At 72.1% G+C, this 12,626-nt stretch carries 11 protein-coding genes; 2 read left to right on the top strand and 9 right to left on the bottom strand.

What is annotated here, in order from left to right:
- From FHU39_RS06840 to FHU39_RS24090, 3 genes are read right to left on the bottom strand one after another with little or no spacing between them, the layout of a single operon-like run.
- Positions 1-627, bottom strand: a complete 627-nt coding sequence (locus FHU39_RS06840; RefSeq protein WP_183319651.1) for a D-sedoheptulose-7-phosphate isomerase — start codon at positions 625-627, stop codon at positions 1-3.
- Positions 627-1,289 carry a GHMP family kinase ATP-binding protein gene (locus FHU39_RS24095; RefSeq protein ID WP_343065764.1) on the bottom strand — a complete coding sequence of 221 codons (663 nt, stop codon included), beginning with the start codon at positions 1,287-1,289 and terminating at the stop codon, positions 627-629. The genes FHU39_RS06840 and FHU39_RS24095 overlap by 1 nt, the downstream gene beginning before the upstream one ends.
- Entirely contained in the window at positions 1,286-1,708 is a 423-nt protein-coding gene (locus tag FHU39_RS24090) for a GHMP family kinase ATP-binding protein (RefSeq protein WP_246336176.1), read from the bottom strand. Before FHU39_RS24090 ends, FHU39_RS24095 begins: the two co-directional genes overlap by 4 nt.
- Before the next feature lie 83 nt (positions 1,709-1,791).
- On the opposite strand from FHU39_RS24090, the gene FHU39_RS06830 reads away from it, so the two are divergent.
- Positions 1,792-2,928 (top strand): acyltransferase family protein, encoded by a 1,137-nt coding sequence (locus tag FHU39_RS06830; protein WP_183319650.1) that lies wholly within the window; start codon positions 1,792-1,794, stop codon positions 2,926-2,928.
- Here FHU39_RS06830 and FHU39_RS06825 read toward each other — a convergent pair.
- Genes FHU39_RS06825 through FHU39_RS06815 form a run of 3 tightly spaced genes read right to left on the bottom strand, consistent with a single transcriptional unit; the run spans position 2,822 to position 8,111 of the window.
- Positions 2,822-6,589, bottom strand: a complete 3,768-nt coding sequence (locus FHU39_RS06825) for an alpha-(1->3)-arabinofuranosyltransferase domain-containing protein (protein WP_183319649.1) — start codon at positions 6,587-6,589, stop codon at positions 2,822-2,824. The genes FHU39_RS06830 and FHU39_RS06825 overlap by 107 nt on opposite strands.
- Positions 6,586-7,293, bottom strand: a complete 708-nt coding sequence (locus FHU39_RS06820) for a class I SAM-dependent methyltransferase (protein ID WP_183319648.1) — start codon at positions 7,291-7,293, stop codon at positions 6,586-6,588. Before FHU39_RS06820 ends, FHU39_RS06825 begins: the two co-directional genes overlap by 4 nt.
- Positions 7,293-8,111: a class I SAM-dependent methyltransferase gene (locus FHU39_RS06815; protein ID WP_183319647.1), complete on the bottom strand. Its 819-nt coding sequence runs from the start codon at positions 8,109-8,111 to the stop codon at positions 7,293-7,295. The genes FHU39_RS06820 and FHU39_RS06815 overlap by 1 nt, the downstream gene beginning before the upstream one ends.
- A gap of 141 nt (positions 8,112-8,252) precedes the next feature.
- Between FHU39_RS06815 and FHU39_RS06810 the strand changes: the two genes are divergently transcribed.
- Complete coding sequence (locus tag FHU39_RS06810; protein ID WP_343065763.1) at positions 8,253-9,536, top strand: glycosyltransferase family 4 protein; 1,284 nt, start codon at positions 8,253-8,255, stop codon at positions 9,534-9,536.
- Positions 9,537-9,642: 106 nt separating this feature from the next.
- On the opposite strand, the gene FHU39_RS06805 is transcribed toward FHU39_RS06810, so the two are convergent.
- Genes FHU39_RS06805 through FHU39_RS06795 form a run of 3 tightly spaced genes read right to left on the bottom strand, consistent with a single transcriptional unit; the run spans position 9,643 to position 12,625 of the window.
- On the bottom strand, positions 9,643-9,795 hold the full coding sequence (locus FHU39_RS06805; RefSeq protein ID WP_183319646.1) for a hypothetical protein: 153 nt from the start codon (positions 9,793-9,795) through the stop codon (positions 9,643-9,645).
- Between the two features lie 47 nt (positions 9,796-9,842).
- On the bottom strand, positions 9,843-11,558 hold the full coding sequence (locus FHU39_RS06800; protein WP_183319645.1) for an MmpA family trehalose lipid delivery protein: 1,716 nt from the start codon (positions 11,556-11,558) through the stop codon (positions 9,843-9,845).
- On the bottom strand, positions 11,555-12,625 hold the full coding sequence (locus FHU39_RS06795; RefSeq protein WP_246336403.1) for a glycosyltransferase family 4 protein: 1,071 nt from the start codon (positions 12,623-12,625) through the stop codon (positions 11,555-11,557). Before FHU39_RS06795 ends, FHU39_RS06800 begins: the two co-directional genes overlap by 4 nt.
- Position 12,626: the final 1 nt, after the last annotated feature.

Genomic DNA, 12,626 nt, shown 5'->3' with positions numbered 1-12,626 from the left:
TCACTCCTGGCACACGACGTCGACGGCCTCGCACCACACGTGCGTCCAGAGCATGTGCGCCTCCTGGATGCGCGGGGTCTCCACCGACGGGACGACCAACACGTGATGGGCGCGCCCGGCGAGGTCGCTGCCCCGCTCCCCGGTCAGCACGATGGTGAGCAGCCCCATCTCCTGGGCCAGCTCCAGGGCCCGCAGGATGTTCTTGCTCCCGCCGCTGGTGCTCATGGCGAGGAGTATGTCGCCGGGCCTCCCGAGCGCCGCGACGCCTCGGGCGAACGTCTCGTCATACGCGTAGTCGTTGGCGACCGCGGTGATCGAGCTGAGCGACTCGGCCAGGTTGACCGCCGGCAGCGGTGCGCGGTCCAGGATGCATTTGCCGATGAACTCGGCGGCCACGTGGCTCGCGATCGCGGCCGAGCCGCCGTTGCCGGCCACCAGCAGCGTGCCGCCCTCGACGAGCGCGTCGAGCAGCGCGGTGCCGGCGGCGTCGACCCGCTCGACCAGTCCGGGCTCCGCGAGGGCGGTGGCCAGGTCCGCCCAGGCGGCCAGCCCGATCCGCTGGCGCTCGGAGATCGCGGGCCCGCGGTGCTCCCGCGGGACCTCGTGCAGAGCATGGCCGTCCGGCATCAGTGCTGTCCTCTCCAGGTCGTGACCCCGTGCTGGCTGAAGGTGATCTCCGACAGGGTGAGCCCCATCTCCAGCAGCTGCTGCGCGACGACGTGACGCCGTTCGAACTCGCAGACGAACACCAAGTGTCCCCCACCGCCCGCGCCGGTCACCTTGCCACCCAGCGCTCCGCAGCCGAGCGCGGTCTCGACGGCCTTGTCGATGATCGGTGTCGTGATGCGATCGGACATCTTGCGCTTCTGCGACCAGGCCTCACCGAGCAGTCGGCCGAACCCGTCGACGTCGCCGCGCACCAGCGCGACCTTCATCTGCTCGGCCAGCTCCTTCTGGGCTCGCAGCCCCTCCAGCGCCTCGGCGTTGCCGGTCTCGTAGCGCGACCGCTGGTCCTCGATGATGTGGTCGCTCACCCGGGTGTTGCCGGTGAACGCCAGCAGCATGTTGTGCTCCAGCTCGTGCACCGTGTCGTCGCGCACCCGCAGCGGGTTGACCACGACCTGCTCTGGCTGGAACTCGATGTAGTTGAAACCACCGAACGCGGCTGCGTACTGGTCCTGGGAGCCGCCGGGTATGGCGAGGTCCTCCCGCTCCAGCCGGTAGGCCAGCTCGGCGACGTCGTACGGCGTGAGGTCGAGGCCGCAGTGCTGGGCGACCAGCCCGATCACGACACCATCACCGCGCTCGAGGAGCCCAGCCCGGACCCGGGCGGCGCCTGCGTGTGCAGGAACAGGTCGAACCCGCCGGACGGGCGCGCGCCCTCGATGTCCCGCACCCGTTTGATGGCGGCCTTGGGCAGGTCGAGCTTGCCGTCGTACTCGACCGGTTCGTCGATGCCGAACCCGATCGAGGTGCCGTAGTCCAGCGAGCGGACCGTCACCTGACCGTCGGTGCGCGGACGGAGCGTGCTGAACGCGAACGCCGAGATCGTCGCCGACAGCACCGCCCCGCCCTCCCGCTCCGGGAAGGGTGTGACGTCGGTGCCGCCGCCGGCGAAGGAGATCCGCAGCGGCGCCCGGGCACGCAGCACGGGGCGGCTGTGATCGACGGCGCCGTCATCGGGCAGTACGTCGTCGCGTGCAGTCATCGGTCTGTCTTCGGCCTTCCGAAAGGTGCGTGCGCAGGAAATCTACTGCAGAGTAGCTCTCGCAGCCTTGGAGAGGAGGCCGGATGGCGCGTTATCGGCTGATCGACGGCCTGCGCGGGCTCGCAGCGCTGCTGGTGCTGCTGTCCCACGTCGGTTTCTGGACCGGCGCGGACCACCTCGACCTGTCCGGCGGGCTGCTGGCCCGTGGCGACAGCGGGGTTGCAGTCTTCTTCGCGATCAGCGCGTTCCTGCTGCTCCGCCCGTGGCTGCCGGGCGCTCCGCCGCAACGGATCGGCGGGTATGCCGGCCGCCGCGCCGCCCGCATCCTGCCCGCCTACCTGATCGCGCTGGCCGCGGTGCTGCTGGTGGCCGGCACCTGGGGTGCCGTCGGCGGCGCCGGCCTCGGCGGCATCGGGAAGGTCGTCGCGCATCTGCTCCTGGTGCAGGGGTATGCCGACACGTCGTACCAGTCGTTCAGCCAGACCTGGAGCCTCACCACCGAGGTGTCGTTCTACGTCCTCGTGCCGGTGATCGGCCGCGCGCTCGGGCGCTTACTGCAACGGTCACCCCGGGCCGTGTACGGCGCACTCGGTGCCACCGTCGCGGGCGGCGTCGTCATACAGGCCGTGACCGCGGTGTGGACGCAGCACAGCCCGACGACCCACGCCGGCGTGCTCGGGACCAGCGTGCTCGGGCACGCGGCCTGGTTCGCCGCCGGCGCGGCGCTCGCGATCGCCGTCCAGCGCGGCGACCTGGACCGGTTGCGGGACATCGGGGTGGGCACCTGGCTGGCCGCCGCCGGCGTCGTCTACCTGATCGCGTCCAGCGGCATCGCCGGCCCGCGCGACCTGCACGCGCCGACGGTCGGGGCGGCGGTGGCGAAGGAGCTGCTCTACACGCTGCTGGCCGGCCTGCTGCTGCTCGCGGCGGTGAGGGGGCCGTCGGACGAACGCTGGTGCGCGGTGGCGGCGTCTCCCGCGACGCGGTTCGTCGGTGACCTGTCGTACGGTGTCTTCCTCTGGCACGTGCTGGTGCTCCAGGTCATCTACCGGGTCTCCGGGTGGGCGCTGTTCACCGGCGGGTTCAGCGCGGTGCTGTTCGCGGTGCTCGTCTTCAGCTGGCTGATCGCGTGGGCGTCGGCGACGCTGGTGGAGCAGCCGATCCTGCGTCGGGTGCACCGGCGGACCCGCACGCCGCGCGTGCCAGCGCGGCAAGCGTGACGGTCGCCAGCAGCTGACCGGCGATCGCGCCCGCCGACGTGGCGTCGACGACACCGAAGAACGCCAGGGCGACACAGGACGCGACCAGCGCGATTGCCGCAACATGCCGCAGCCACCGGCGGGGTGTGGCAGCCGCGACGACGCCGGGCAGGATGCCCAGGGGCCCGGCGACCAGGAAGCCGACGACGACGGCCGCGAGCCGGCCGAGTGACCCACCGCGTCGGCCGGGCGCCCCACCGCGCCGGCCGGGCGCCCCACCGCGTCGGCCGAGTGACCCACCGCGCCGGCCGAGTGACCCACCGCGCCGGCCGAGCTTGTCGAGGTCACCCGACGTCGCTTCGACTGCTCCCCCGCTCCGCTCCTCCGCGCTCAACGACCGCCCAGCGCGCTCGCCGGGCGCCCCACCGCGTCGGCCGAGTGACCCACCGCGCCGGCCGAGCTCGTCGAGGTCGTTGCGCCCGGACCGCCGGCACACCAGGGCCGCGGCGAGGAAGGTCAGCAGCAGCGCCAGCGCGAGGAGCGCGCCCACCAGCAGACCGAGCCGCTGCGGCGTGGTCGGTGTGAACCGCAGCGTGACCGTGTCGGCGCCGCTGCCGACCAGCCGGAAGCCCTGCCGCCATCCGTCCACCTCGACGGACTGGAGCCGGTGCCCGGCCGCGTCGGTCGCCCGCCAGCCGGCGTTGAAGCCCTCACTGAGCGAGACGACGTCCCCGGCTCCGCCGGCGCCGACCCGGATGACGCGGTCGCCGGAGTCGCCGGACACCGACGTGATGGCGCGATCCGTGCTCGGAGCGATCGGCGGCTTCCCGAACGACGCGAGTTCCGGGGTGAGGCCGTGGCTCGCCGACACGGTGATGGTCGTGGCACGTGGTCTCGATACGCTGCGCCGCTCCGCAGCTGCGCTACTGGACCCGCAGGTGGTCGCCCGGATCAGCGCCCCCTTGACGGTCCAGGCTTTTCCCTTGAGCCGCAACGGGATCCGCTGGGTGCTGCCGTCGGCGGAGCGGACCGTGATCGACCCGGCGGCGCCACACCGGCTCGATATCGACCGGCCGTCGGTGCGCAGCCACACGGTCCCGGCCACGGCCCCGTCGCCCGCGAGGTGCACCTGCCGGGTGATGCTCGGGCCGTCCTCCGGGAGTCGGGTGAGCAGCAGCGTCCGGGATGAGAGGTCCACCGGTTGCGGCACGTCGATGACGGAGCCGAGTCTCGTTCCCGCGAGCGTCATTCCGACGATGCCGAGCACCGGGTCGATGGCATCGCCGGAGGCGTCCAGCCGTACCGTGATCGACCGCACGTCGGCCCCGCGCACCGGCACGGTGATCGTGGTCCGGCCGCGCACGGCGACCGTTTCGGTGTGTCCGCCGACGGTGACGTGCACCCGCTCGGGCAGGGTCGCGTGCTGCGCCGGACCGGCGAGGCGCAGCGTGACCTTCGAGACCGCCGTCGGCTTGCGCAGCGTGCCGCGCAGCCAGGCTTCGCGCGCGTGGTCGCCGGTCAGCCACGCGGTGCCGTCGTCACCGTCGAAGGCCGACGCCGGACCGTCCCGGACATCGAGGTAGTGCGTAGCGAACGGATCCGCGGCCGACGAGGAGACCTGCACGTCGCTCCAGCCGATCCATTCGCGGGCGGGCTGGGTCGACGGGTCCGTGGCGGGTGGCAGGTCTTTCGCGCCGATCCTCGTCGGCTCGTCGTCGCCACGGGTGAGCACCGGGCTGTAGGCGTACGCGGTCGGGACTCCGTCGTTGTACGCACGCCACGGCATACTGTCGGTGACGACGTCAGCATTGCCCGAAACACGTGAATCCAGCTGGTACCACTGATCTTCCGAGAGCACGCCTGCGGCATACATCGCGAAGAGCGCCTCGGGGCCACCCGCGACCGTCACGGGCTCGGAGCTGTAGACGGCGGCACCCTTGTCCGCGGCACCGGTGATGTCGTACACGGTGAGCGTGGAACCGCCCTCGCCGTAGACCGCCTGCTGGCGGAAACCGGGTGACAGGCGCAGCGTCCGCTGCACCCGCTGCCACGGCTGCGCCCGCACCGACGGGGCGAGGTCACGCCGGAGCACGACCCGCTCGATGCCGAGCCGGGCCAGCCCCGCCGCCAACGACGGCTGCGAGACACCGGTGGCCGCGAGTTGGTCGACGACGTCAAGGATCCGGGTCGACCCGGGGATGCCGAGCGGCGCCGCCTCCCGGGTGACGACCGGCGAGGCGGCGAGGGCCGCGAGGGGTTCGTCGGTGGTGCTGCCCCACGTGTAGGTGGGCGTCCGCGAGTTGGGCAACAGCAACGTCGCTCCGCCGGAGGTCTTTGCCGCGGAGTCGATCTCGTGCGCGACCTGCGTCCACTGCGTGGGTATGGCGGCATAGGCGTCGGCGGCACCGACGCGTCCCTGCCAGATCGGTGTCGCGGCCACTGCGACCGCCAGCGCGATGATCGCGGGCGCGAAACGATGGCGGGCCTTGCCGGACGAGGACACGTGGTGCAGCACCGCGGCCAGGCCGATGACCAGCGGTAACCGCAGGACCGGGTCGGCCTTGTGGACGTTGCGCAGTGGCGCGAGCGCCCCGTCGAGCAACGCCCTCACCGGCTCGGACAACGGGCTGCCCACGGACCCGCCGTGGCCGAGGCTCATGAAGAGCACGGCCGCCACCGCGCAGCACAGCGTCCACCGGGCCAGATGTCCGCGCAGGCGGAGCAGTCCCCAACAGCCGACGGCCGCAACGACTCCGGTGGCGATGATCGCGGTCACCGACTGCGCGAGGACCCAACCGCCTTGCCAGACGGGGTGATCCGCGCTGTCCAGGATGTAGGCGATCCAGTCGTCGGCGCCGCGGAACACGTTGGGCACGGACGTCACCGCGGTGGTGATCGACGCCGTCTCGATGTAGTCCAGGAACGGGTACGCGTACCGGCCCAGCACCAGCAGCGGCAACAGCCACCACAGCCCGCCGAGGACGGCCGTGCCGACCCAGAGCAGCAACCTCCGCCGGCCGACCGGATGGGTGAGCAGGAAGACGAACGGCAACGCCAGCACGATGCCCGAAGCGGTCGCGTTCACCCCGCCCAGGGCCGCCGTGAGCACCCCGGCCAGCGCCAGTGCCCGGATCAGCTCGGCACGGGTGAGCGACCGCCGGGTCAACGGCAGCACGGCGACCACCAGCCACGGCGCCAGTGCCATCGGCCACGCCTCGATCGAGATCACCGGCAGCACGGTGAGCATCCGCGGTGCGAGCGCGTACGCGGCGCCGCCGGCGATCGCGGGCAACGGTCCGGCGACCCCGAGCCGGCGGATCAGCTGCTGCGCACCGAGGAAGGACACGACCAGCAGCAGCGTCCACCAGACCCGTTGGGTGGCCCAGCCGGGGATCCCGAGCGACCGGCACACGCCGAAGATCGGGCCCATCGGGAAGAGGTAGCCGTATGCCTGGTTCTGCAACTCCCCCAGCCCGGCGTGGTTGTTCCACGCGTCCAGGGACCGGCCGAGGTAGCGCCACGGCGAGATCGTCAGGTCGATCTTGGTGTCCGGTTCGGTCCGCCCCGGCGACACCAGCCACGGGAGCACCACGAACACCGCCAGCATGAGCAGCAGCTGGATCCGGTGCACGCGCCGCCGGTCGGCGGGTGCGTCGACCTGCGCGTCATACCCCTCGGTCATCGGCGTCGCAGGATCAGCAGCAGGTTCCAGGTGACGATCTCGCGCAGCCCGGGGACCCGCAGGACGTGCCGGGCGGAGTCCGGCAGGTACCGCGGGCGGGCGACGAGCACCTCGACGTCCGGTTGCTGCCGCGCCCAGCGCAGCCCCTGCGCGACGCTGACCCGGAACAGGGTGCGACCGACGGTGTTCTTGGGGGCGTGTCCGTGCTTGCGGGTGTAGCGGCGGACCGCCCGCTCGCCGCCCAGCCAGTGCCACGGGGACGTCTCGTGACCACCCCAGGGCGAGAGCCAGTTCGTGTAGGAGAGGAAGACCAGGCCGCCCGGCCGGACGACGCGCACCATCTCGTCGGCGGCGTGCTCCGGGTCGCGGACGTGCTCCCACAGGTTGCTGCTGAAGACCACGTCGACGGAGCCGTCGGCGAACGGCAGCGCCTCCGCGGTGGCCACCACGCCGCCGTCGTGCACCGACGGGACCGAGCGGTCGTGGTCGATCGGGACGTACGTCGCCCCCGCCGCCCGGAACGCGTCCGCGAACTCGGTCGGTCCCGCTCCGACGTCGAGCACCCGTGCCCCGTCCAGCGTGGTGAGCTCGCCCAGCAGCTCGCACGAGTCGCGGGCGAGCGTGCCGTAGAAGACCTCCGGCTCGGTCTGTTCGACGAGGAACGCACGGAACAGCCGCACCGACCGGCCGATGCCCCGTTCCATCAGGCCGGCTTCCGGGCGGTCAGCTGCAGGGTCGGCCGCAGGCCGGGTCGTATGGCGCGGGCGCCGAGCACCAGAGGCGCGCTGGCCAGGCCCGCGAACAGGACGGGGCGCTCGGCGAGCACTCCGTGCGGGCGTGCCCGTGGCCGCACCCGCCGGGCGATGCTGGCAACGTCGGTCACCAGGCTGTCCATCGCCGGCCGAGTCACGCGCACATCGGTCAAGCCTACGGACAGCGCGGCCCGGCGCAGGCTCTCGGCGGTGAAGAACCGCACGTGGGTCGGGTCCTCGAGCATCCACCAGGCCGACCCGTAGAGCCGCAGACCCGCGCTGTCCCCGGCCGGGGTGAGGAACTGCACCCGGCCGCCAGGTCGCAGCAATCCGGTGACGTGCTCGAGGGTTCGCAGCGGATGCTGCACGTGTTCCAGCACGTGGATGCCGTAGGCGAGCTCCACCTGCCGGTCCGTCGCGGCCAGCTCCTCGATCGGCTCGGTGTGCAATTCCCCGCGCGCCCGCACCACCGGGTCGACGTCGATCGCGAGCTGGTCGGGGTCGGTGCCCGCCACGATCGCGCCGGCGTCCAGGAAACGCCGTAGCAGCGAACCGGCGCCGAAGCCCACCTCGAAGACCGAGTCGGGCACGCCCTCGGCAGTGAGCAACCGGTAGGTGAGTGCGAGCCGCCACGCGTCCAGCGTCGGCTCGCCGCCGTAGGCGTGATCCCGGTGGCCGGCGGGCGCGTCCTGCAGGTCACGTGTCAAGTGCCCGCAGGTGTCGCAGCGTCGCAGGGATCCGCCGCCGCGCAGCGTCAGGCGCCCCGTCATACCTCCGCAGATTTCGCAGCGATCCTGCGGCGGCGCGCCCAACACGCAGATCCTCCAGTTACCAACGGGTAGCATTCGGCGCTACTGTACCGGTGGCCGGGCGATGTGTCCGGCACCACATCGACCGACTGGGGGAGAAACGTGCGGGCACGTCCGGCGGAGGCAGGTTCACCCCTGCGGGTGCTCTACCTGTCCTGGAGGGACCGGGACAACCCCGAGGCGGGTGGCGCCGAGACCTTCACCGAACGCACCGCCGAGGTGCTCACCGAGCTCGGGCACCGGGTGACCATCTTCACCAGCCGCTTCCCCGGAGCCCCGGCGATCGAGGACCACGGCGCCGTGCGGGTGCTGCGCCGCGGTGGCCGATTCTCCTGCTACACCGCGGGACTGCTGTATGCCGCGCGGCACCGCCACGACTACGACGTCGTCATCGACGTCCAGAACGGCGTGCCGTTCTGGTCCCCGCTGCTCGCCGGCTGCCCCGTCGTCAACGTCATGCACCACGTGCACCGGGACCAGTGGCACGTCATCTTCGGCCCGAGACTCGCGCGGTTCGGCTGGTTCCTGGAGTCGCGGGTCGCGCCGTGGGTCTACCGCACCTCGCGCTACGTCACGGTGTCGCAGGCCAGCCGCGACGACCTGGTCGACCTGGGCATCGACCGCGACCGGATCGACGTGGTCTACTCCGGCAACGACCGCCCCGCCGAGCTGGAGAACGGCCTGATGCACCCGCAGAGCGCCACCCCGGTGCTGACGGTGCTCGGCCGGCTGGTCCCGCACAAGCAGGTGGAGACCGCGATCGACATACTCGCCGACCTGCTGCCCGCGCACCCGCAGCTGCGACTGGACATCGTGGGCACCGGCTACTGGCACGACGACCTGGTGCGCTACGCGAGCGAGCGAGGCGTCCGGGACCGGGTGGACTTCCACGGTTTCGTCGACGAGGACACCAAGCACCGGCTGCTCGCCAGGTCCTGGCTGATGCTGATGCCGTCCCAGAAGGAGGGGTGGGGCCTGACCATCGTCGAGGCCGGCCTGCACGAGACGCCCTCGCTGGCCTACGCCCACGCCGGCGGGCCGACCGAGTCGATCCTGCACGGCACGACGGGGCTGCTCGCGCACACACCGGAGGAGATGCGCGATCAGGTCGACGTCCTGCTCCGCGACGAGGAGCTGCGCAGCACCCTGGGCCGCGGAGCGCGCAAGCACGCGCTCAGCTTCGACTGGGCCGCCAGTGGCAAGGCCCTCGACCTGACCCTCAAGTCGGTGCTCGGACTCGCGCCGCGGCCGGAGCAGCCCGCCGCACGCACACCCCGGCTACGCACCGTCCGGGAGATCCTCGCCGACCGGCGCTCCGCGCAGGACGCGGTCGACGCCGACGCCGACGGCGCGGAGGACGCCACGCCGGTCGCCGCGAACTTCTGAGCGGACGCAGCGGCGGCCCAGGTCGCGACTGTCGTCACATCCTCGGGCACGAAAGGGCGGCCATCCCGGAGGATGACCGCCCTTGTCGTATGTCGGGTGCGACGACCTACTGGTTGTAGTTGATCGTCGAGGAGAACTTCTGCGGCTGCGTGATCGACCCCTGCTGCGCGATCAAGCCGAAGATGGCCACCGTCGCGAGGACAGCACCGACGATCGCTCCACCCACGTTGAAGAGCACCTTCTTGTTCGACTCGCCCATCACATCCCTCTCGGTTCGGCGCCGTTGCCCCCTATGTTACCCATGAGTCAGTGCCTGTGTGTCAACCCTTCCGCGACGAGTCGTGCACCGACGACCAGAATCGCCAGTCCGGCGAGCAGCCAGCCGGTGTAGCGCACGGCCCCGTGCGTCGCCGGCTGCGGCCGCCCGCTGCCCAGGTCGTACAGCCGCAGCGTGCCGTCGGAGGCGATCCGGCGGGCCGATCCGAGATCGGGCACGTCCCCGGAGGTCGGCTGGTCGGTCTGCACCAGGACGTACCGCACACCCTCCCGGCGCAGGGTCGCCGGCACGCCGCGGTCGGCACGCACGGCGTCGGTGATCCGCGCGGCGCGCGGGCTCTCCCCCGGCACGACCGCCCCACCCACCAGCGGCAGGTCGTCGTCCACCACGACGTCCCGGTCCAGCAGCCGCTGCCACGGATCGAGCACGACGACGTCGTCGTCGAAGGCGTACTGCCGGTACAGACCCCACGGGAAGACCGCCACACCGCCGGCGGGCAGCGCGTCGATGCGCTGCGCCATCCTGGTGTATGACGCGGGGTAGTCGACGGCGTGCAGCGATCCGCCGAGACCCCAGGCGAACCCGGTCAGCGTGACCACCGGCCAGCAGGCAACGAGTGCTGCGACGGTCAGCGCGGTGGAGCGTTCGACGCCGGCGGCCGCTCCGACGTCCCGGACGCGTTCGACGAGCCGTCCCGCGAGCACGGCCACCAGGATCATCCAGAGACCGACGAACTTCTGGGCGTCCCGCAACAGCCCACCGCCGGGCAGGTCGGTGATGACCGTGGTCATCAGGTCCCGCCCGAGCGGTAGCGCGCTGGCCGCCGCGAGCACCAGCCCCACGAGGCCGGCCAGGGCGAGCCCCGCGACGGCCGGCCCGGCGCGCCATACCCGATCACGGACGGCCAGCCCGGCCGACAGCAGCGCGACCAGGAGCGCCAGTCCGGAGACGACCGCCGAGTCGCGCTCGGAGAACCAGACCCCCTGGTTCCAGATGCCGCCGCCGGTCAGCAGCGACCCGATGACCCCCCAGGGTGTGTCCGCAACCGACCGGAACGCCTCCACCCCGACGCGGGAGGTGCTCGTCGACGACGCGAGGAAGAGGTAGGAGAACCACCAGGTCGCGTTCGCGAGCACGAAAACCACGGCGGCCCAGGCGAAATCGCCGACCCGTCGGCGCAGCCCGGGACTCGGCACCGCGAGGACGGCCAGGACGGCGATCATCCCCAGGACGGCACCGGTCGACCCGGTGGCGGCAGCGGCCAGCAGCCACACCCCGAGCCGGACGCGTGACCGAGGCACCCCCTGGCGGACCGCCGCGGCAGCTCCGACCAGGAAGGGCACGCACGCGTAACCCAGCAGGTAGCCCCAGTGCCCGATCGACAGGCGCTCGGCGACGTACGGGTTCCAGCACGCGACGAGCGCGCCGGCTGCCGCGCCCAGCCGGCTGCGCAGCAGCGCACCGACCCCGGTGCCCGCGAGCACGAAAACGGCCAGCAGGAGCACCTTTTCGATCACCCAGCCGGGTGCGAGGTGCGACAGCAGCGCGGCGACGAAGTCGTTGGGGACGGCGCGCGGGACGGAGCCGTCGACGCCCAGGGTCCGGTCGCCGAGTGCCAGGTGCGGGACGAAGACGAGGTCGTAGCGCAGGATGAAGCCGGGTGCCAGGGAGGGCCCCAGGGCGATCAGGCCGCAGACGAGCCCGACGACCGCACCGACGCCCCGGCGCCCGACCGTGGCCTTCATGGCCGGTCTTGTGCCTCGATGTCGGCGAACGCCTCTCCCATCCGGGCACATTGGGTGGCCAGGTCGTGCTCGGCGATCATCCGTTCCCGGTTCGCAGCCCCGATCCGCAGGCGCAGGTCGCGGTCGGTCAGCTGGGTGACCAGCGCGGCCGCGAGTGCCTCCGGGTCGTCCTCGACGAGCACGTTGGGTGGTTGCACCGCCTCGTCGTTGGTGCCGCAGCGGGTGGTCACGACGGGTATGCCGCAGGCCTGCGCCTCGATGTACGCGAGGCCGAACTGCTCGGTCCACTTCCAGGTGGGGCGGGGCGCCGTGCAGAAGACCGCGGCGTTCGCCAGCAGGTCGGCGACACCGTGGGCGTCCAGTTGGCCGGCGAGGCGCACCCCCGTGCCGGGATCCGCCGCCGCGCGCTCGACCAGGCCGCGCAACGGGCCGTTCCCGGCCACGACCAGCTCCGCCTCGGGCACCCGCTTGCGGACCAGCCGCATCGCATCCAGCACCCGGTCGATGCCCTTGTTCGGTGCGAGCGGCGAGCAGAACACCACGACCGGGTCGTCGGTCGGTTCGGCTGCCGGTGTGAAGACCCGCGTGTCCACCCCGGGCTTGACGACGCGGATCCGGTGGTCGGGAAAACCGTTGTCGATCATGTGGTTCCGCGCCGCGTCGATCATGCACAGGAAGAGGTCGGCGTCACGCGCGGAGTCGAGGGCCTGCTTGTAGGGCGGGATCCGGTAGAGCGGCTGGTGCGACAGGTTCTCCCAGGTGACGACCGCCTGGCGCACCCGGCTGCCCCGCCGCCAGCGACTGGCCTGGCCGGTGACGAGCGAGCACAACTCCAGCGTCGTCACCCAGTCGTATGACGCGGGCGGCTGCTCCTCCAGGCCGTTGACCCACGCCAGCGCACCGGCCTCGATGAAGCGTTTGACCGGCCGCCGGTAGCTGCTGGGGACCCAGGTGATGTCACCGACCGGTTCCTGCGCGGCGAGCGCCGTGACGTCGGTGTGCGGCATCCGGCTCATCCAGTACAGCTCGCGACGGGGTCGCTGGTCGGGCAACGACACCCACAGCATC

It is taken from the genome of Flexivirga oryzae (assembly GCF_014190805.1).
GTDB classification, from domain to species: Bacteria; Actinomycetota; Actinomycetes; order Actinomycetales; family Dermatophilaceae; genus Flexivirga; species Flexivirga oryzae.
Note: the sequence above shows the minus strand (reverse complement) of the source record. Positions and strands in the feature narration are given on the sequence as shown.